Below are 18,537 nucleotides of genomic sequence, written 5' to 3' on the forward strand. Positions count from 1 at the left end.
CACATGCTGGAATATATAATTACTGTCAATAAATACATGTTATAAAAAACAGTATTGACAGCGTTTTTTAAACCCGTATGTTAATACTTAACAGCGGAGAAATTGTAGTTTGCTGTTAACGTAGTAAGTGTTAGTAGAGCTTGATTGGGGTTTGCGATAAAGGCCACGAAGTATTTTTTGTATGGGATAGTCGATGCTGAAAACGCTATTTTTTCACTTCGACAATGCTTTCAGGCCACGTAGTTGATATATCTAATCGCAAAAAGTCAGTAAAACGCGACGATGTAACGCCATGATTTATAGTAAATATTTGTGATATCTGCTTTTCTGGTTATCACAAGGGAAATAAGGCAACGCATCAAAGAGTATATGTCGCGAGGGGAAGTGTACTTGTTTAGGTCACCAGTCTTGAGTTCTATTATCAAGCGGGTGGAATGTGTTTAACGGTAAATAGAGGAAAGCTTTAGTTAGTATCAATATCCAATATTATCTGTAGTAAACGTGTACATTTTAAAGTAGTACCATCAGCAGTATTAAATCGTTAAGTTTATTAATGTTAAATTTGAAGTGTGTAGTAACGTAAAGCCCTGACTGCAATAGTCGGGGCTTTTGTTCATTGTAGATCAAGCTGTTATCCAGGATGCTTAGCCGCGATGGTTCAACATTGCATCACTCAGTGGGTATTAAAAAAATTAATGCTTGCTTAATGATTAGAAGTAGGTCTACTATAGCGGCATCGGTTTGGAACACAGACCTTATGCAAGCAGTTTTAGTAAAGCAGTTCTCAGTTCAAGCGTTATCCTCAGATACTCTTCTTCATGAGCCTCCTCCCTAAGTGCCCCATAAGTTAATTTCTGCAAAACAGGCCATCTTCGCTGCATAAGCGGCTCAAAAACATGAAAGGAAGTATCTATGTCTAACAAAATGACTGGTTTAGTAAAATGGTTTAACTCTGATAAAGGCTTCGGCTTTATCACTCCTCAGGACGGTAGCAAGGATGTGTTTGTACATTTCTCCGCTATCCAGAGTAACGATTTTAAAACGTTAGACGAAGGTCAAAAGGTGGAGTTCTCTGTGGAGAATGGCGCTAAAGGCCCGTCTGCTGTTAACGTTGTCGTGCTGTAATCGCCGATAATTTCACGAGCGCTTACGATAGCGATGAAGGCCAGAGCCCGAGCAGTTAAGTGCCAGTGAAGAAAAAACCCGCGAAAGCGGGTTTTTTTGTTTATGCGATTGCTCCTGACCTACGGTACCTGTGAAGCGCGCCCCAGATAGCTGTCCCAGTCTTTCCACACGGGCTGTAAACCCTGGGCCATGAGTGCTTCAGCAACGGCTTCTGGGCGACGATCGTCGTGCGGGGAGAACTGTTCCAGTTCGGGGTGGTTATCGGCATAACCACCGGGCTGGGTTTTTGAGAAGGCGCTGACGTTGTTGATCGCCAACGGGATCACATGGTCACGAAACCATGGCGATTCGCGGGTGGAGAGCGACAGCTCAATTTCTGGCGCCAGTAAACGAAACGCGCAAATGGTCTGGACCAACTGTCGCTCATCCATGATCGATGCAGGCTCAACGCCTCCGGTGCATGGGCGCAGGCGAGGAAAGGAGATAGAGTAACGGCTCTGCCAGTAATGCTGCTGCATCCAAAGCAGATGTTCAGCCACCATATAGCAATCAACCCGCCAGCTGTCGGACAAACCAATCAACGCGCCAAGACCGATTTTGTCGATCCCTGCGCGGCCCAGCCTGTCCGGCGTTTCCAGGCGCCAGAAGAAATCCTGCTTTTTCCCTTTTAAATGGTGACGAGCGTAAGTTGCCTCATGATAACTCTCCTGATACACCATTACGCCATCCAGCCCCAGCGTCTTCAGCTCTGCATATTCAGCCTCTGACAACGGCTGTACCTCCATCTGTAAAGAGGCGAACTGGCGGCGAATGGCAGGCAAATGGCGACGAAAGTAATCCATCCCCACTTTTGCCTGATGTTCACCGGTGACCAGCAGCAGATGCTCAAAACCCAGCTCACGGATAGCCGCACACTCCCGTGTTATCTCATCTTCGTCCAGCGTTTTGCGTTTGATACGGTTGCTCATCGAAAAACCACAGTAGGAGCAGTCGTTGGCGCAAAGGTTGGAGAGATACAACGGCACGTAAAAGCTCACCGTGTTACCAAAACGCTGACGGGTGAGCTTCTGCGCCCGCTGCGCCAGCGGCTCCAGATAATCGGCGGCGGCAGGAGAGAGCAATGCCATCAGATCGTCGCGACTAAGATGCGAAGCGTTGAGGGCGCGCTCCACGTCAGCGGCGGTTTTACCGTTGATACGCAGGCGGATGTCGTCCCAGTCCATCTGTCGCCAGCGGTCGCTGAACGTTTTCATGCGAAGGCCTCCAGGAATCCGGTTAACGGGCTGGTGGGACTTGCCTGCGAACTTTTGCTTCCTGGTACCGCCTGGCGTGCCAGCAAGCCAGCTTCAACGGCCAGACGGAAGGCGGTTGCCATCATCACCGGGCTGTCGGCTACCGCGATTGCCGTATTGACCAACACCGCGTCGGCGCCCATTTCCAGCGCCTGCGTGGCGTGGCTGGGGACGCCGATGCCTGCATCAACCACCACCGGCACGGTCGCCTGTTGGATAATAATCTCCAGCATCGCTTTGGTTTCCAGCCCCTGATTAGAACCGATGGGCGCGCCGAGCGGCATGACTGCAGAACAGCCTACTTCTTCCAGCCGTTTGCACAGCACCGGATCTGCGCCACAGTAAGGCAGTACCACGAAGCCCTTTTTCACCAGTGCTTCTGCGGCTTTCAATGTTTCGATTGGATCGGGTAACAGCCAGCGGGCGTCCGGGTGGATTTCTAATTTCAGCCAGTTTGTGCCCAGCGCTTCACGCGCTAACTGGGCAGCAAAAATCGCCTCTTCAGCGGTTTTTGCCCCCGAAGTGTTGGGCAACAGCGTCACACCAGCTTCTACCAGCGGCGCCAGAATAGCATCGTTGTGCTGACGTAAATCCACGCGCTTCATGGCCAGCGTTACCAGTTGGCTGCCGGAGGCGCGAATCGCCTCGACCATCAGCTGCGATGAAGCAAATTTTCCGGTGCCGGTGAACAGATGCGAATCAAACGTTTTGTCGGCAATACGTAACATATCAACCCCCTGCAATAACCTGAAAAAGCAGGATCTGGTCGCCTTCCTGCACGATTTGCTGCTCCCACTGCTCGCGTGGGAGGATCTGCTGATTGAGCGCCAGCGCCGCGCCCGGTTTAAGCTGATTAAGCGCAGTGAGCAGCCCACTGACGGTTTGTCCTTCGGCGCACTGCATCGGCTCATCATTGAACTGAATCTGCATGTTGCCCTCCGCATACCGGGCAGCCGCTGGCGCGTCGTAGTGCGAAGCTGCGCCACTGGCTGGTTTTACCGTCAAACAGGCGTAGCTCTCCGCTGGGCGTCTCAATACCGCTGAGCAATTTAATCGCTTCCAACGCTTGCAAGGTGCCCATCACGCCCACAACTGGTCCGACGATACCGGCGGTACGGCAGTTGCGTTCGGGCTCTACATCGTCCGGCCACAGGCAGCGGTAACATCCTTGTTCCCACGGGGGCGTCAGCACCATCAGTTGGCCGCCAAAGCCGACGGCGCTGGCGGTGACGAGCGGGGTGTTGAGCGTTACGCAGGCGGCGTTAATTTCCTGGCGCGTGGCCATGTTATCGGTACAGTCGAGCACCACATCGGCACGCGCTACCGCATGCCGAAGCGCATCGCCTTTCAGTCGCTGCTGGAGTGACACCAGCTCGATATCTGGGTTGAGCCGCGTCAGGCGCTGCTGGGCAACCTGCGATTTTGAACGTGCGATATCATCAGTGGTAAACAGGATCTGGCGCTGCAGGTTGCTCAGATGAATGTCGTCATCGTCTACCAGCGTCAGTTTTCCGATGCCTGCTCCCGCCAGATACAGCGCGGCAGGCGAACCTAACCCGCCTAAACCGACAATCAGCACATGGCTATCGAGTAGCTTTTGCTGGCCTTCAATGGCGATATCGCCGAGCAGGATCTGCCGGCTGTAACGCATAAAGTCGCGGTCATTCATCGCCCACTCCCGCGATATCCAGTAGTTGGGCCGTGGCGACCTGCCAGTCAGCCGCCTGGGTAATGGCGCTGACCACGGCAATGCTGCCGACGCCGGTCGCCAGTACCGCCGGGGCGCGCTCAAGGCTGATACCGCCAATGGCGACGGTCGGGTAATTCGCTAATCGTTCAATATGGTTTGCCAGTTGCGTGAGTCCCTGCGGGGCGGAAGGCATCTGTTTGGTTTGCGTGGGAAAAACATGACCCAGCGCGATATAAGAAGGCTTAGCGGCGAGCGCGATGTCGATTTCCATATCATCGTGAGTGGAGACCCCCAGGCGCAGCCCCGCCGCCTGAATCGCCTTCAGGTCAGTGGTTTCAAGGTCTTCCTGGCCCAGATGTACGCCGTAAGCGCGGTGCTTAATTGCCAGACGCCAGTAGTCGTTGATAAACAGGCGGGCGTCATAGCGACGACCCAGTTCAATGGCGGCCATAACGTCGGCTTCGACCTCTTCATCACGCTTATCTTTAATGCGCAGTTGGATCGTGCATACGCCCGCCTGCAGCAAGCGTTCAATCCATTCCACGCTGTCTACCACCGGGTAAAGCCCGAGGCGAAACGGCACGGTCGGGAAATCAGGCTGGTACATTACGCCTCCTCTTTTTTGAGGTAGATTTCGCCGCCTTTGGCGCGGAAGTTCTCCGACATATCTGCCATGCCGACTTCAATCGTTTGTGCGGCAGCGTAGTCGCGAACCTCCTGGCTGATTTTCATCGAGCAGAACTTCGGCCCGCACATGGAGCAGAAGTGGGCGACCTTACCGGATTCCTGTGGCAGGGTTTCATCGTGGTAGGCACGGGCGGTGAACGGGTCGAGCGCGAGGTTAAACTGGTCTTCCCAGCGGAATTCGAAGCGCGCTTTCGACATGGCGTTATCGCGGATCTGCGCGCCCGGATGACCTTTTGCTAAGTCAGCTGCATGGGCGGCAATCTTGTAGGTAATCAACCCTTGTTTAACATCTTCTTTGTTCGGCAGGCCGAGGTGCTCTTTTGGCGTGACGTAGCACAGCATCGCGCAGCCAAACCAACCGATCATCGCCGCACCGATCCCGGAAGTGAAGTGGTCGTAGCCCGGCGCGATATCGGTGGTCAACGGTCCTAAAGTGTAGAACGGTGCTTCATGGCAGTGCTCCAGCTCTTCGGTCATGTTGCGCTGGATCATATGCATGGGTACATGACCTGGACCTTCTATCATCACCTGCACGTCGTATTCCCAGGCGATTTTGGTCAGCTCGCCCAGCGTATGCAGTTCGGAGAACTGCGCTTCGTCGTTTGCATCCTGAATTGAACCTGGGCGCAGGCCGTCACCCAGCGACAAAGAGACGTCGTAGGCGGAGCAGATTTCGCAAATCTCGCGGAAATGTTCGTACAGGAAGTTCTCTTTGTGATGAGAAAGGCACCATTTCGCCATAATTGAACCGCCGCGTGAGACAATACCGGTCAGGCGTTTGGCAGTCATCGGCACGTAGCGCAGCAGCACGCCCGCGTGAATGGTGAAGTAGTCGACGCCCTGTTCGGCCTGCTCCAGCAGCGTGTCGCGGAAGGCTTCCCAGGTGAGATCTTCGGCGATCCCGTTGACCTTCTCCAGCGCCTGGTAGATCGGCACAGTACCGATCGGTACCGGACTGTTACGCAGGATCCACTCGCGGGTTTCGTGGATATAGCGACCGGTGGAGAGATCCATCACCGTGTCCGCGCCCCAGCGCGTCGACCACACCAGCTTCTCTACCTCCTCTTCAATGGAGGAGGTGACGGCAGAGTTACCGATGTTGGCGTTAACCTTCACCAGGAAGTTGCGACCGATAATCATCGGCTCGGATTCCGGGTGGTTGATGTTGGCAGGAATAATCGCTCGTCCCGCGGCCACTTCATCACGCACGAATTCCGGCGTGATGTTTTCCGGCAGGCGTGCACCAAAGTTCATCCCCGGATGCTGGTGGCGAAGCACTTCACTGCGAATGCGCTCGCGACCCATGTTTTCACGGATGGCGATGAACTCCATCTCCGGGGTCACTATTCCCTGGCGGGCGTAGTGCAGTTGGGTGACTCGTTTACCCGCTTTGGCGCGCTTTGGCGTCAGCAGGCCGGTGAAACGCAGCTCATCCAGGCCATCGTCGGCCAGACGTTCTTTGGTATAAGCGGAACTCTGGTCGTCTAATTCTTCGCTATCGTTACGCGCCGCAATCCACGGTTGGCGCAGCTTTGCCAGACCCTGCTGGACGTTAATCGCCACGTCAGGATCGCCATACGGTCCGGAGGTGTCGTATACCGGAACGGCTTCGTTCTCTTCGAACTGCGGGTTGTCTTTTGTGCCGCCAATCAGCGTTGGGCTGAGCTGAATTTCGCGCATCGGAATGCGGATATCCGGCTGCGAACCGGTAATATAAATGCGTTTTGAGTTAGGGAAGGCGGTCCCTTCCAGGGTATCGATAAAGTGTTGGGCTTGAGCGCGCTGTTCGCGGCGTGATGGTTTAGTAGTGGCAGACATAGCTCATTCCAAATAAAAGTAAGGATATGGCTTGTCAGACGACGGATGAAGCAAGAGAGAAGCTCGCCCGGAGGCGATGCTATTGTAGATTGACTCTTGTTCCCTTCGCAGGTTTTAACCTGATCAGGTTCCGCGGATCCCGAATTAACGGTCTCAGCCTTTTCCACTCATTCTGCTGTGGAAAATAAGCACTCCGACAAGAAGTAACCTCAGTAAAGAGGTAATGAATGTAAACTACGCGTTAATGCCGCAAATCTCAAGCATGACGTTTGAGAGTGTTACTCTCGTGCATTGCGTCAAATACCAGCATGATCAACTTATCTTCCAGCACGAATCGGGCTTCCAGTGCCTCGCCGAGATCCGATAAAACCTGTTGAAATTCAAGGAAGTTATCATGATCAATCGCAGTTTCCAGGCTGGAGTCATAGTAGTCCATGATCAGCTGCGTATTGGCTTCCAGCAGCGGCCAAATTTTTGTGGCTTTTAAAAGCTGCCCGTTCCCTTCCAATTTATGGAGAATACGTTCATAAATACTGAAGTGTCCGGTGGAGAGGTAATCGACCAGGCTCTGACAAAAATCATCCAGCGCTTTTTCATTGAGTCGCATGTACGATTCTTTGCCAGGCTTAATGCCAACCAGATTGTAGTAAGCCACGAGCAGGTGCTTACGTACATGTAGCCAGCGATCAACCAGTTTATTACTTCCTCCGACGTGCTCCGTCAGGCTTTCCAGCTGGTTTAGCATGATTGACTCCGCAAGATGGTGTTTAGGAACTGCTCACCCGTAAATGTAAAAATAATGTAAACAACATGCCTGTGAAGCAAAGGTTGCGCAAGAGATATGGATCGTATAATTGAAAAATTAGATAGCGGCTGGTGGATCGTCAGTCATGAGCAAAAGTTATGGTTACCTCATGGCGAGCTACCTTATGGCGACGCAGCCCGTTTTGATCTGATTGGTCAGCGCGCGCTGCCAATAGGCGAGTGGGAAGGGGAGACTGTCTGGCTGGTGCAGCAGCAGCGTCGACACGATATGGGGTCGGTGCGCCAGGTCATTGACCAGGATGTTGGCCTGTTTCAACTGGCCGGACGCGGCGTACAGCTGGCGGAGTTCTATCGCTCGCATAAATTCTGCGGCTACTGCGGTCATCCCATGCACCCGAGTAAAACGGAGTGGGCGATGCTCTGTAGCCACTGCCGTGAACGTTATTACCCGCAAATTGCCCCCTGCATAATCGTCGCTATTCGCCGAGATGATTCCATCCTGCTTGCCCAACATGTTCGCCATCGTAACGGCGTGCATACCGTACTGGCGGGTTTTGTCGAAGTAGGTGAGACCTTAGAACAGGCGGTGGCGCGTGAAGTCATGGAAGAAAGCGGCATCAAGGTGAAAAACCTGCGCTATGTCACTTCTCAGCCATGGCCGTTCCCGCAGTCTTTGATGACCGCATTTATGGCGGAGTATGATAGCGGCGAAATCGTCATCGACCCGAAAGAGCTGCTGGAAGCGAACTGGTATCGCTATGACGACTTACCGCTCTTACCCCCGCCGGGTACTGTCGCGCGTCGATTGATTGAAGACACTGTGGCAATGTGTCGGGCTGAGTACGAGTAAAGAGCGAGTGGTGATACACTGATGGACTGACGCAATAAGGAACTGCAAAAATGACCGAACTGAAGAACGATCGTTATCTGCGTGCGCTGCTGCGCCAGCCCGTTGATGTCACTCCGGTATGGATGATGCGCCAGGCAGGCCGCTATCTACCGGAATACAAAGCTACCCGTGCCGAAGCGGGCGATTTTATGGCGCTGTGCAAAAATGCCGAGCTGGCCTGCGAAGTCACGTTGCAGCCGCTGCGTCGCTATAAACTTGATGCCGCGATCCTCTTCTCGGATATCCTGACGATCCCGGATGCGATGGGACTCGGGCTGTATTTTGAAGCAGGAGAAGGTCCACGCTTTACCTCTCCGATTACCAGCAAGGCTGACGTCGACAAACTGCCGATCCCGGATCCGGAAGATGGGTTGGGGTACGTGATGAACGCGGTGCGTACTATCCGCCGTGAACTGAAAGGCGAAGTGCCGCTGATCGGCTTCTCCGGTAGTCCGTGGACGCTGGCGACCTACATGGTTGAAGGCGGCAGCAGCAAAGCCTTCACCGTGATTAAAAAGATGATGTACGCCGACCCTAAAGCGCTGCATCTGCTGCTTGATAAGCTGGCGAAGAGCGTCACGCTGTACCTGAACGCGCAGATCAAAGCGGGTGCGCAGTCGGTGATGATTTTCGACACCTGGGGTGGCGTGCTGACCGGTCGCGACTATCAGCAGTTTTCTTTGTACTACATGCACAAAATCGTTGATGGCCTGCTGCGCGAGAACGAAGGTCGTCGCGTACCGGTGACCCTGTTTACCAAAGGCGGTGGTCAGTGGCTGGAAGCGATGGCGGAGACCGGCTGTGATGCGTTGGGTCTCGACTGGACCACTGACATTGCCGATGCGCGTCGTCGTGTAGGTCATAAAGTGGCGCTCCAGGGCAATATGGATCCGTCCATGCTGTATGCGCCGCCAGCCCGCATCGAAGAAGAGGTGGCGACAATTCTGGCCGGATTCGGTCAGGGTGAAGGGCATGTCTTTAACCTGGGCCACGGCATTCATCAGGACGTCCCGCCAGAACATGCGGGTGTCTTTGTGGAGGCGGTACATCGGTTGTCCGAACAGTACCACCGCTAAGGAGTCATCATGGATCTCGCGTCATTACGCGCGCAGCAGCTTGAACTGGCTTCTTCAGTGATCCGCGAGGATCGTCTGAAGAACGATCCGCCGGATCTGATCGGCGGGGCGGACGTTGGGTTTGAGCAGGGTGGCGAAGTGACGCGAGCCGCGATGGTTTTGCTGAAGTATCCCACGCTTGAACTGGTCGAATACAAGGTGGCGCGTATCGCCACCACCATGCCCTACATTCCCGGTTTTCTCTCCTTTCGTGAAACTCCCGCGCTGATGGCCGCCTGGCAACTGCTCTCGCACAAGCCAGATCTGCTGTTCGTTGATGGTCATGGCATTTCTCACCCGCGTCGTCTGGGCGTGGCCAGCCATTTTGGCCTGCTGGTGGACGTACCAACGATTGGTGTGGCGAAAAAACGGTTGTGCGGCAAGTTTGAATCGCTCGCTGCTGAACCTGGTGCGCTAGCGCCGTTGCTGGATAAAGGCGAACAACTGGCATGGGTCTGGCGCAGCAAAGCGCGCTGTAACCCGTTGTTTATTTCCACTGGCCACCGCGTGAGTATGGACAGCGCACTGGCGTGGGTTCAACGCTGTATGAACGGCTATCGTTTGCCGGAACCCACACGCTGGGCAGATGCAGTGGCATCCGAACGCCCGGCTTTTACTCGGCTTGCAGCAAAAACGCCCCATATCGGGTAAACTGCGGCTAATTTCCGTATTTGAGAACTCATCATGTTACAAAATCCGATTCACCTGCGTCTGGAGAAGCTGGAAAGCTGGCAGCACGTCACGTTTATGGCCTGTCTGTGCGAACGCATGTACCCAAACTACGCCATGTTCTGCAAGCAAACTGAATTTGGCGATGGACAGATTTACCGCCGAATTCTGGATCTGATTTGGGAAGCGCTGACGGTTAAAGACGCGAAAATCAATTTCGACAGCCAGCTGGAAAAATTTGAAGAGGCCATTCCTTCTGCAGACGATTACGATCTGTACGGTGTTTATCCGGCGATTGATGCTTGTGTGGCATTAAGCGAACTGATGCATTCGCGTCTTAGCGGTGAAACGCTGGAGCATGCAATCGAAGTTAGTAAGGCTTCGATTACGACGGTTGCGATGCTGGAAATGACTCAGGCTGGTCGTGAAATGACCGATGAAGAGCTCAAAGAAAACCCTGCCGTTGAGCAAGAATGGGATATTCAGTGGGAAATTTTCCGACTTTTAGCCGACTGTGAAGAACGCGATATTGAGCTGATAAAAGGGCTGCGTGCAGACCTGCGCGAGGCTGGCGAGAGCAATATTGGTATAAATTTTCAGCAATGACACCACAAAACGTGATTTAACGCCTGATTTGTCGTGCCTGAAGGCTTCCCATCCGCCCCCGGTCTGGTCTACATTTGGGGGGCGAAAAAAAGTGGCTATCGGTGCGTGTATGCAGGAGAGTGCTTTTCTGGCATTTCCGTCGCACTCGATGCTTAGCAAGCGATAAACACATTGTAAGGATAACTTATGAACAAGACTCAACTGATTGATGTAATTGCAGACAAAGCAGAACTGTCTAAAACACAGGCTAAAGCTGCTCTGGAATCCACTCTGGCTGCTATTACTGAGTCTCTGAAAGAAGGCGATGCTGTACAACTGGTTGGTTTCGGTACCTTCAAAGTGAACCACCGTGCTGAGCGCACTGGCCGCAACCCGCAGACCGGTAAAGAAATCAAAATCGCCGCAGCTAACGTACCGGCATTTGTTTCTGGTAAAGCACTGAAAGACGCGGTTAAGTAATTCGCGTGGCAGTGAACAGTTTTAACGAAGGGGCGGTTTCGCCCCTTTTGTCCATCTGGCGTCATACGCTTTGGCTTTCAGGTGTTCTGTTACTGTCTGCCTGCGGTAGCCATTCTGAGCTTCCTCCTTTCACGGCCAGCGGCTATGTTGGCGATCAGGGGGCGGTACGCATTTGGCGTAAAGACTCTGGTGACGATGTTCACTTGCTCTCGGTATTTAGTCCGTGGCGTAAAGGCGAAACCACTACCAGTGAATACCGCTGGCAGGGTGATTCGCTCTCTCTGATAGAACTCAACGTTTACAGTAAACCGGCTGAACATGTCCGTATACGCTTCGATGACCGGGGCGAACTGAGCTTCATGCAGCGTGAAGTCGACGGGCAAAAGCAGCAGCTTTCCAGCGATCAAATCGCGCTTTACCGCTATCGAGCCGATCAAATTCGCCAGACCAGCGATGCGCTGCGTCAGGGGCGGGTGATATTGCGTCAGGGACGTTGGCATGCGGATAACACGGTCACAACCTGTGAAGGTGAAACGCTGAAGCCAGACCTGGAGTCGTGGGCGATAAACCATATCGAGCGCCGCCAGAGACATTCATCCGTAGAGGTGAGTGTGGCATGGCTGGAAGCGCCCGAAGGGTCGCAGCTACTGCTGGTCGCCAATGAAGATTTTTGTCACTGGCAGCCTACAGCCAAAACTTTCTGAAAACCTGAATACAGGAAATCAGCAGGCCTGATCCGTATAGCTTCATCAGGCATTAAGTCTTTTACCAGTGGCCCATTCCCATATGGCCGCCGCCGCGATGGTTACCGCCACCGCCGCATCCGCCGTAGCCCATTCCCGCGCCACGTGGCACGCCAGCCTGCGCCATTGCGACATCACGTTTAACGCGCTGCTCGTCCAGAGACTGATTCAACGCTTCCATCTCTTTTGCAACGGCGTTAATTTTTGCCGTGTCCGGCGAGCTGGCCGTTAATAGTGCATTGTACTCATAACGTTTGGATGTCAGCTGTTGGCGCAACGCGCTGGTCTGGGAATAATAATCATCATAGATTTTCTGTGCGGCAGCCTGCTGCTCAGCGGTCATTGGCGTACCGCCCCGTTGCTGCATTCCGTCGCCATATCCCCAGTGATTCTGTGCCAGTACCGGGGTGGAGCCAAGTGCGATAAGAGAAAGTGCAATCAGTGCCAGTTTGTTGTTCCGTTTCATCGTTCGTTCTCCTGTTGGTTAGCTTACATTCCCTTTTGCATCTTCCGTGCCAAAGCGGTAATCCCAGTCCTGCGGGCGTTGTACCCGCCGTCTTTGCAGGGAAACGAGTAAAAATGACTCGCCAGAACGCGCCAGCGAGTCATTTTTACCCGTTACTTTCAGCTGTTTGTGTCTGAGGGCAGGGTTATCAGGGGGAAAAAATGGCATGATTTCTGCTGTATACCTGCAACGATGAAAGGAACAAGCGGGGTGAAGGGAGAGCGTATGCGTCTTTATAAGGATACGGTGGCAAAGTGGTTGAGCCGACTCTTGCTGGTGGCAATCCTGGTTTTGGTCGGCTGGTTTTCGATTATGACCATTCGGGACTATGGGCGGGAAAGTGGCGCCGCGCGGCAAACGCTACTGGAAAAAGGCAGCGTGCTCATTCGCGCTCTGGAGTCTGGTACGCGCGTAGGCATGGGGATGCGCATGCATCATGCACAACAGCAGACGCTACTGGAGGAAATGGCTGTACAGCCTGGCGTGCTATGGTTTGCTGTCGTCGATGAGCATGGTGTCATTATTACCCACAGCAATTCCGCGATGGTCGGCAAAACGCTCTATTCATCGGATGTCCTGCGACAGCTTAGTCCTGGGGAGCAAGAAAGCTGGCGGAATATTGAAATTCCAGCGAGGGATGGTGAAAAAACGCCAGCACTGGAAATTTATCGCCAGTTTCAGCCGATGTATGGTCCAGGACGCCACGGCATGGCGCGCTGTGCCAGCAATGACGGGCAGCTTATCTCCTCAGCACAAACCATATTTATCGCCTTTGATGCCAGCGATCTGACAGCGACTCAGGCAAGGGAGTGGCGTAACACACTGATAGTCCTCTCTGCGCTGGCGGCTGTGTTGCTGGCCACCGTGCTGACGTTCTTCTGGTATCAGCGCTATCAGCGCTCGTACAAAGAACTCCAGGATGCGATGAAGCGTAAAGAAAAACTGTTAGCACTCGGTCATCTTGCGGCTGGGGTGGCACATGAAATTCGTAACCCGCTTTCATCGATCAAAGGGTTAGCGAAGTATTTTGCCGAGCGAACCCCGGCAGGAGGCGAGTCGCACGAGTTGGCACAGGTGATGGCGAAAGAGGCGGATCGTTTAAATCGGGTGGTGAGCGAGTTGCTGGAGCTGGTGAAACCTGCACATCTGACGCTGCAAAAGGTGGATCTCAATGAGGTTATCACCCACTCATTACACCTGGTGAGTCAGGATGCGGCAAGCCGGGAAATCCAGCTCCGCTTTTCGGCCAATTGTACGCTGCCCGCTATCCAGGCCGATCCTGACCGACTGACTCAGGTTTTGTTGAATCTGTATCTGAACGCCATTCATGCGATTGGTCGTCAGGGCACGATCACGGTTGAAGCGAATGAAAGCAGCGGCGAACGCGTTAAAATTGTGGTTACCGATAGTGGGAAGGGGATTGCGGCGGAACAGCTGGAGGCCATTTTTACGCCTTACTTTACGACCAAAGCTGACGGAACCGGCCTCGGGCTGGCGGTAGTGCAGAACATTATCGAACAGCACGGTGGCACCATTCAGGTGGCAAGCGTTGAGGGCAAAGGCGCGACCTTTACCCTTTGGCTGCCGACCAAAGCGAAACAACAGGATTAACAAGGATGACGCGCGGAAAAATCAATATTCTGGTGGTAGATGACGATATCAGCCACTGCACCATTTTACAGGCGCTGCTGCGCGGCTGGGGTTATGAGGTCGCGCTGGCCTATAGCGGGCGAGCGGCGCTGGAACAGGTGCGCGAACGCGTATTTGATTTAGTGCTGTGTGATGTACGCATGGCGGAGATGGACGGCATCGCAACGCTGAAAGAGATTAAAGCGCTGAATCCGGCGATTCCGGTCTTGATCATGACGGCGTTCTCCAGTGTGGAGACCGCCGTAGAGGCGCTTAAAACCGGGGCGCTGGACTACTTAATCAAGCCGCTGGATTTTGACCGTCTGCAGGAGACGCTGGAAAAGGCGCTGGCGCATACGCGGGAAACGGGCGCTGAACTGCCATCGGCGTCGGCTGCGCAGTTTGGCATGATTGGCAGTAGTCCGGCGATGCAGAAGTTGCTCAATGAAATCGCGATGGTTGCGCCCTCGGATGCTACGGTGCTTATTCACGGAGACTCCGGTACGGGGAAAGAGTTGGTGGCCCGGGCGCTGCATGCCAGCAGCGCCCGTCGCGATAAACCGCTGGTGACACTCAACTGCGCGGCGCTTAATGAATCGCTGCTGGAGTCCGAACTTTTTGGTCACGAGAAAGGGGCGTTTACCGGGGCGGATAAACGGCGGGAAGGTCGCTTTGTGGAAGCTGATGGCGGCACGTTATTTCTTGATGAAATCGGTGATATTTCACCGCTGATGCAGGTGCGTCTGCTGCGGGCTATCCAGGAGCGAGAAGTGCAGCGCGTTGGTAGCAATCAGACTATTGCGGTTGATGTCCGGCTGATCGCCGCTACGCATCGCGATCTAGCAGAGGAAGTCAGTGCCGGGCGCTTTCGTCAGGATCTCTACTATCGCCTGAACGTCGTCACCATTGAAATGCCAGCGCTGTGCCAGCGCCGGGAAGATATTCCGCTGCTAGCCGAACATTTTCTCCAGCGTTTTGCCGCGCGTAACCGTAAAGCGGTAAAAGGCTTTACTCCGCAGGCGATGGATCTGCTGATCCACTACGACTGGCCGGGCAATATTCGTGAGCTGGAAAATGCGATTGAGCGCTCGGTGGTGCTGCTGACGGGGGAATATATTTCCGAACGCGAGCTGCCGATGTCGATTGCCGCGACGCCGATAAAAACGGAATTCAGTGGCGAGATCCAACCGCTGGTGGATGTCGAAAAAGAGGTGATTCTGGCGGCGCTGGAAAAAACGGGCGGCAATAAAACGGAAGCCGCCCGTCAGTTAGGCATTACGCGTAAAACGCTGCTGGCGAAAATTTCGCGTTAGCGTTGCTCGCGTTCAATGGCGCGCCAGCCGATGTCGTTACGGCTGAAGCTGCCATCCCAGCGGATGTCGGTCATCAGGGCGTAAGCGCGTTTCTGCGCTTCAGCCACGGTATGACCCAGGGCGGTGGCGCACAGCACGCGACCGCCGCTGGTCAGCACGCGATCGCCTTCGGCGAGTTTTGTGCCTGCATGGAACACTTTTCCGTCTTCTACTTCTTCCAGCGGCAGACCGTGGATTTCATCTCCGGTGTTGTAGTTACCTGGATAACCTCCGGCAGCAATGACGACACCCAGCGAGGCGCGTTCGTCCCACTCGGAGGTTTTCTCATCCAACTTGCCGTCGCAGGCGGCCAGGCAAAGCTCCACCAGGTCCGATTTCATGCGTAGCATGATCGGCTGGGTTTCCGGGTCGCCGAAGCGGCAGTTGAACTCGATAACCTTCGGATTGCCCTGTTTGTCGATCATCAGACCCGCATACAGGAAACCGGTGTAGGTATTCCCTTCCGCCGCCATACCTTTTACGGTTGGCCAAATAATGCGTTCCATGGTGCGCTGATGCACTTCATCAGTTACCACCGGCGCTGGTGAGTAAGCCCCCATACCGCCGGTGTTCGGGCCAGTGTCGCCGTTGCCTACGCGTTTGTGGTCCTGGCTGGTGGCCATCGGCAGCACATGCTCGCCGTCGACCATGACGATAAAGCTCGCTTCTTCGCCGTCGAGGAACTCTTCGATAACGATACGGTGGCCCGCATCGCCAAAAGCGTTACCTGCCAGCATGTCATGAACGGCGGCTTCTGCTTCCTCCAGCGTCATCGCCACGATAACGCCTTTACCGGCGGCCAGGCCGTCAGCTTTGATGACGATCGGCGCGCCTTTCTCACGCAGATAGGCCAACGCTGGCTCAATCTCAGTGAAGTTCTGATATTCCGCCGTCGGGATCTGGTGACGGGCGAGGAAATCTTTGGTGAAGGCTTTGGAGCCTTCCAGCTGTGCAGCGCCTTCGGTTGGCCCGAAGATCTTCAGGCCAGCGGCGCGGAACGCATCGACCACGCCAATCACCAGCGGCGCTTCCGGGCCGACGATGGTCAGGTCAATTTTCTCGTTCTGGGCAAAGCTCAGTAGAGCTGGAATATCGGTGACGCCGATAGCCACGTTCTGCAACGCGGGCTCCAGTGCGGTACCGGCGTTACCCGGTGCGACAAAAACGGTATCAACCAGCGGGGACTGTGCGGCTTTCCAGGCCAGGGCGTGCTCGCGCCCGCCGTTGCCAATCACTAATACTTTCATCGTCTGCTCCGTGGATTAATGGCGGAAGTGGCGCATGTCGGTAAAGATCATCGCGATACCGTGTTCATCGGCAGCGGCAATGACTTCGTCATCACGGATAGAACCACCGGGCTGGATAACGCAGCTCACGCCAACGGCGGCGGCAGCATCAATACCATCGCGGAACGGGAAGAAGGCGTCAGAGGCCATTGCTGAGCCTTTCACTTCCAGACCTTCGTCAGCCGCTTTAATCCCGGCGATTTTTGCGGAGTACACGCGGCTCATCTGGCCTGCGCCTATGCCGATAGTCATGTTCTCTTTGGCATAAACAATGGCGTTGGATTTCACGAACTTGGCGACTTTCCAGCAGAACAGTGCATCGCGCAGCTCTTGCTCGGTCGGCTGACGTTTGGACACCACGCGCAGTTCGCCTTCGCTCACCATCCCCAGATCCCTGTCCTGAACCAGCAAACCGCCGTTAACGCGTTTGAAGTCGAGGCCCGGTACACGCTGTGCCCACTGACCGCAGGTCAGAACGCGAACGTTCTGTTTGGCGGCGGTGATTTTCAGTGCGTCTTCGGTTGCGGACGGGGCGATGATCACTTCCACGAACTGACGGGAGATAATTGCCTGCGCGGTTTCGGCATCCAGTTCGCGGTTGAAAGCGATGATGCCGCCGAATGCGGAGGTCGGGTCGGTTTTATAGGCGCGGTCGTAAGCGTCGAGAATAGAGGTACTTACCGCCACGCCGCACGGGTTAGCGTGCTTAACGATCACACAGGCTGGCTCGCTGAACTCTTTCACGCACTCCAGCGCCGCGTCGGTATCGGCGATGTTGTTGTAGGAAAGCGCTTTGCCCTGTACCTGCTGCGCGGTGGCAACGGACGCTTCTTTAACATTCTCTTCTATATAGAAGGCAGCCTGCTGGTGGCTGTTCTCGCCGTAGCGCATATCCTGCTTCTTAATGAAGTTCATGTTCAGCGTACGCGGGAAACGACCGGCGGCCTCTTTGCTCTCACCGTGGTAAGCCGGAACCATGCTGCCGAAGTAGTTGGCAATCATGCTGTCGTAGGCGGCGGTGTGTTCGAAGGCTTTAATCGCGAGGTCAAAGCGGGTTTCCAGAGTCAGGGAGCCTTCGTTGGCATCCATCTCTTTAATAATGGCGTCGTAGTCGCTGCTCTTCACAACGATCGCTACGTCTTTATGGTTCTTGGCTGCGGAACGCACCATGGTCGGGCCGCCGATATCAATGTTCTCTACCGCATCTTCCAGCGAGCAGCCTTCGCGTGCCACTGTCTCGGCGAACGGATACAGGTTTACAACCACCATATCGATAGGGGCGATACCGTGCTGTTCCATAATTCCGTCATCCTGACCGCGACGACCAAGAATGCCACCGTGGACTTTCGGATGCAGGGTCTTCACGCGTCCATCCATCATTTCCGGGAAGCCGGTGTAATCGGAAACTTCGGTCACTGGCAGACCTTTCTCCGCTAACAGGCGCGCAGTGCCACCTGTAGACAGCAGCTCCACACCACGTGCGGAAAGTGCCTGAGCGAATTCGATGATACCGGCCTTGTCAGAAACACTGAGCAGAGCGCGGCGGACTGGACGACGTTGTTGCATGGTAAATCCCCTGGATTTGACTATTACAGAGAGCGTTAGGTGAATTCTTGGCTAAAAACTCAGCTAACGCCCCTTACGGGGCATCCTTGTTTTGCGGGGGCATTGTAACGAAAACGTTTGCGCAACGCTCGCGAATTTTTAATTTTCGATTTTGACCTCTTCTTTTTCTGTTGAAGGATGCTGATATAACGAGAGGATCGTAGAAACGATCGTGTGGTTTGTGGATAACTCTGTGTGTAAATGGGTATAAAGCGGGGTTTCGCTGTGGAATGCAGCAGTCAGTCATTTTTCTGTCATTTAAGGGTTGCGGGCCGCAGGAAACTCCCTATAATGCGCCTCCA

General features: G+C 54.3%; 20 protein-coding genes and 1 riboswitch. Of the genes, 9 read left to right on the plus strand and 11 right to left on the minus strand.

The window, feature by feature from the left end; translation table 11 throughout:
• Positions 1-912: 912 nt before the first annotated feature.
• On the plus strand, positions 913-1,125 hold the full coding sequence (gene cspE / locus OGY04_RS10135) for a transcription antiterminator/RNA stability regulator CspE (protein WP_071446117.1): 213 nt from the start codon (positions 913-915) through the stop codon (positions 1,123-1,125).
• 119 nt (positions 1,126-1,244) lie between these two features.
• Here cspE and thiH read toward each other — a convergent pair whose 3' ends face one another.
• The 7 genes from thiH to OGY04_RS10170 form a co-directional block, all read right to left on the minus strand.
• Complete coding sequence (thiH, locus tag OGY04_RS10140) at positions 1,245-2,378, minus strand: 2-iminoacetate synthase ThiH (protein ID WP_286585218.1); 1,134 nt, start codon at positions 2,376-2,378, stop codon at positions 1,245-1,247.
• Positions 2,375-3,145 carry a thiazole synthase gene (thiG, locus tag OGY04_RS10145; protein ID WP_032945651.1) on the minus strand — a complete coding sequence of 257 codons (771 nt, stop codon included), beginning with the start codon at positions 3,143-3,145 and terminating at the stop codon, positions 2,375-2,377. Before thiG ends, thiH begins: the two co-directional genes overlap by 4 nt.
• Before the next feature lies 1 nt (position 3,146).
• Positions 3,147-3,347, minus strand: a complete 201-nt coding sequence (gene thiS, locus OGY04_RS10150; RefSeq protein ID WP_016155307.1) for a sulfur carrier protein ThiS — start codon at positions 3,345-3,347, stop codon at positions 3,147-3,149.
• Positions 3,328-4,086: a HesA/MoeB/ThiF family protein gene (locus OGY04_RS10155; protein WP_003826902.1), complete on the minus strand. Its 759-nt coding sequence runs from the start codon at positions 4,084-4,086 to the stop codon at positions 3,328-3,330. The genes thiS and OGY04_RS10155 overlap by 20 nt, the downstream gene beginning before the upstream one ends.
• Entirely contained in the window at positions 4,079-4,714 is a 636-nt protein-coding gene (gene thiE, locus OGY04_RS10160; protein WP_286585219.1) for a thiamine phosphate synthase, read from the minus strand. Before thiE ends, OGY04_RS10155 begins: the two co-directional genes overlap by 8 nt.
• Positions 4,714-6,612, minus strand: a complete 1,899-nt coding sequence (gene thiC, locus OGY04_RS10165; protein ID WP_286585220.1) for a phosphomethylpyrimidine synthase ThiC — start codon at positions 6,610-6,612, stop codon at positions 4,714-4,716. The genes thiE and thiC overlap by 1 nt, the downstream gene beginning before the upstream one ends.
• An 83-nt stretch (positions 6,613-6,695) precedes the next feature.
• Positions 6,696-6,818: riboswitch (TPP riboswitch) on the minus strand.
• Positions 6,819-6,868: 50 nt separating this feature from the next.
• Positions 6,869-7,357 carry an Rsd/AlgQ family anti-sigma factor gene (locus OGY04_RS10170; protein WP_032945654.1) on the minus strand — a complete coding sequence of 163 codons (489 nt, stop codon included), beginning with the start codon at positions 7,355-7,357 and terminating at the stop codon, positions 6,869-6,871.
• 96 nt (positions 7,358-7,453) lie between these two features.
• Here OGY04_RS10170 and nudC point away from each other — a divergent pair, with 96 nt between their 5' ends.
• The 6 genes from nudC (at position 7,454) to OGY04_RS10200 (ending at position 11,819) form a co-directional block, all read left to right on the plus strand.
• Positions 7,454-8,227, plus strand: coding sequence for an NAD(+) diphosphatase (nudC, locus tag OGY04_RS10175; protein WP_003033074.1), 774 nt, complete (start codon positions 7,454-7,456; stop codon positions 8,225-8,227).
• Between the two features lie 50 nt (positions 8,228-8,277).
• Entirely contained in the window at positions 8,278-9,342 is a 1,065-nt protein-coding gene (gene hemE / locus OGY04_RS10180; RefSeq protein WP_003826889.1) for a uroporphyrinogen decarboxylase, read from the plus strand.
• 9 nt (positions 9,343-9,351) lie between these two features.
• Complete coding sequence (nfi, locus tag OGY04_RS10185; RefSeq protein WP_048237131.1) at positions 9,352-10,032, plus strand: deoxyribonuclease V; 681 nt, start codon at positions 9,352-9,354, stop codon at positions 10,030-10,032.
• Positions 10,033-10,065: 33 nt separating this feature from the next.
• The gene (locus tag OGY04_RS10190) at positions 10,066-10,656 is read left to right on the plus strand and encodes a YjaG family protein (protein WP_003842015.1); all 591 of its coding nucleotides are present in this window, start codon (positions 10,066-10,068) and stop codon (positions 10,654-10,656) included.
• A 186-nt stretch (positions 10,657-10,842) separates the two neighbouring features.
• A complete protein-coding gene (hupA, locus tag OGY04_RS10195) occupies positions 10,843-11,115 on the plus strand; it encodes a nucleoid-associated protein HU-alpha (RefSeq protein ID WP_001044509.1) in 273 nt (90 codons plus the stop codon).
• Positions 11,116-11,126: 11 nt separating this feature from the next.
• Positions 11,127-11,819: a DUF1481 domain-containing protein gene (locus tag OGY04_RS10200; RefSeq protein ID WP_032945667.1), complete on the plus strand. Its 693-nt coding sequence runs from the start codon at positions 11,127-11,129 to the stop codon at positions 11,817-11,819.
• Between the two features lie 61 nt (positions 11,820-11,880).
• On the opposite strand, the gene zraP is transcribed toward OGY04_RS10200, so the two are convergent.
• Positions 11,881-12,324: a zinc resistance sensor/chaperone ZraP gene (gene zraP / locus OGY04_RS10205; RefSeq protein WP_032945657.1), complete on the minus strand. Its 444-nt coding sequence runs from the start codon at positions 12,322-12,324 to the stop codon at positions 11,881-11,883.
• 18 nt (positions 12,325-12,342) lie between these two features.
• A complete protein-coding gene (locus tag OGY04_RS10210) occupies positions 12,343-12,531 on the minus strand; it encodes a hypothetical protein (RefSeq protein WP_286585222.1) in 189 nt (62 codons plus the stop codon).
• A 57-nt stretch (positions 12,532-12,588) separates the two neighbouring features.
• Between OGY04_RS10210 and zraS the strand changes: the two genes are divergently transcribed.
• Both zraS and zraR read left to right on the plus strand, forming a co-directional pair.
• Entirely contained in the window at positions 12,589-13,974 is a 1,386-nt protein-coding gene (zraS, locus tag OGY04_RS10215; protein WP_286585223.1) for a two-component system sensor histidine kinase ZraS, read from the plus strand.
• A 5-nt stretch (positions 13,975-13,979) separates the two neighbouring features.
• Positions 13,980-15,305 (plus strand): sigma-54-dependent response regulator transcription factor ZraR, encoded by a 1,326-nt coding sequence (zraR, locus tag OGY04_RS10220; protein WP_286585224.1) that lies wholly within the window; start codon positions 13,980-13,982, stop codon positions 15,303-15,305.
• On the opposite strand, the gene purD is transcribed toward zraR, so the two are convergent.
• Both purD and purH read right to left on the minus strand, forming a co-directional pair.
• Complete coding sequence (gene purD / locus OGY04_RS10225) at positions 15,302-16,591, minus strand: phosphoribosylamine--glycine ligase (protein ID WP_286585225.1); 1,290 nt, start codon at positions 16,589-16,591, stop codon at positions 15,302-15,304. The genes zraR and purD overlap by 4 nt on opposite strands.
• A 15-nt stretch (positions 16,592-16,606) precedes the next feature.
• Positions 16,607-18,196, minus strand: a complete 1,590-nt coding sequence (gene purH / locus OGY04_RS10230; RefSeq protein ID WP_100271658.1) for a bifunctional phosphoribosylaminoimidazolecarboxamide formyltransferase/IMP cyclohydrolase — start codon at positions 18,194-18,196, stop codon at positions 16,607-16,609.
• Positions 18,197-18,537 lie beyond the last annotated feature (341 nt).

It is taken from the genome of Citrobacter sp. Cpo091 (assembly GCF_030332645.1).
Classification (GTDB): Bacteria; Pseudomonadota; Gammaproteobacteria; order Enterobacterales; family Enterobacteriaceae; genus Citrobacter; species Citrobacter portucalensis.

What these genes read in the sequence shown, in the direction of transcription:
- cspE (WP_071446117.1), top strand. Translation starts at nt 913, where the DNA reads ATGTCTAACAAAATGACTGGTTTAGTAAAATGGTTTAACTCTGATAAA.
- OGY04_RS10210 (WP_286585222.1), bottom strand. Translation starts at nt 12,531, where the DNA reads ATGCCATTTTTTCCCCCTGATAACCCTGCCCTCAGACACAAACAGCTG.
- zraP (WP_032945657.1), bottom strand. Translation starts at nt 12,324, where the DNA reads ATGAAACGGAACAACAAACTGGCACTGATTGCACTTTCTCTTATCGCA.
- hemE (WP_003826889.1), top strand. Translation starts at nt 8,278, where the DNA reads ATGACCGAACTGAAGAACGATCGTTATCTGCGTGCGCTGCTGCGCCAG.
- hupA (WP_001044509.1), top strand. Translation starts at nt 10,843, where the DNA reads ATGAACAAGACTCAACTGATTGATGTAATTGCAGACAAAGCAGAACTG.
- nudC (WP_003033074.1), top strand. Translation starts at nt 7,454, where the DNA reads ATGGATCGTATAATTGAAAAATTAGATAGCGGCTGGTGGATCGTCAGT.
- nfi (WP_048237131.1), top strand. Translation starts at nt 9,352, where the DNA reads ATGGATCTCGCGTCATTACGCGCGCAGCAGCTTGAACTGGCTTCTTCA.
- zraR (WP_286585224.1), top strand. Translation starts at nt 13,980, where the DNA reads ATGACGCGCGGAAAAATCAATATTCTGGTGGTAGATGACGATATCAGC.
- thiC (WP_286585220.1), bottom strand. Translation starts at nt 6,612, where the DNA reads ATGTCTGCCACTACTAAACCATCACGCCGCGAACAGCGCGCTCAAGCC.
- thiE (WP_286585219.1), bottom strand. Translation starts at nt 4,714, where the DNA reads ATGTACCAGCCTGATTTCCCGACCGTGCCGTTTCGCCTCGGGCTTTAC.
- thiG (WP_032945651.1), bottom strand. Translation starts at nt 3,145, where the DNA reads ATGTTACGTATTGCCGACAAAACGTTTGATTCGCATCTGTTCACCGGC.
- zraS (WP_286585223.1), top strand. Translation starts at nt 12,589, where the DNA reads ATGCGTCTTTATAAGGATACGGTGGCAAAGTGGTTGAGCCGACTCTTG.
- thiS (WP_016155307.1), bottom strand. Translation starts at nt 3,347, where the DNA reads ATGCAGATTCAGTTCAATGATGAGCCGATGCAGTGCGCCGAAGGACAA.
- purH (WP_100271658.1), bottom strand. Translation starts at nt 18,196, where the DNA reads ATGCAACAACGTCGTCCAGTCCGCCGCGCTCTGCTCAGTGTTTCTGAC.
- OGY04_RS10155 (WP_003826902.1), bottom strand. Translation starts at nt 4,086, where the DNA reads ATGAATGACCGCGACTTTATGCGTTACAGCCGGCAGATCCTGCTCGGC.
- OGY04_RS10170 (WP_032945654.1), bottom strand. Translation starts at nt 7,357, where the DNA reads ATGCTAAACCAGCTGGAAAGCCTGACGGAGCACGTCGGAGGAAGTAAT.
- thiH (WP_286585218.1), bottom strand. Translation starts at nt 2,378, where the DNA reads ATGAAAACGTTCAGCGACCGCTGGCGACAGATGGACTGGGACGACATC.
- OGY04_RS10190 (WP_003842015.1), top strand. Translation starts at nt 10,066, where the DNA reads ATGTTACAAAATCCGATTCACCTGCGTCTGGAGAAGCTGGAAAGCTGG.
- purD (WP_286585225.1), bottom strand. Translation starts at nt 16,591, where the DNA reads ATGAAAGTATTAGTGATTGGCAACGGCGGGCGCGAGCACGCCCTGGCC.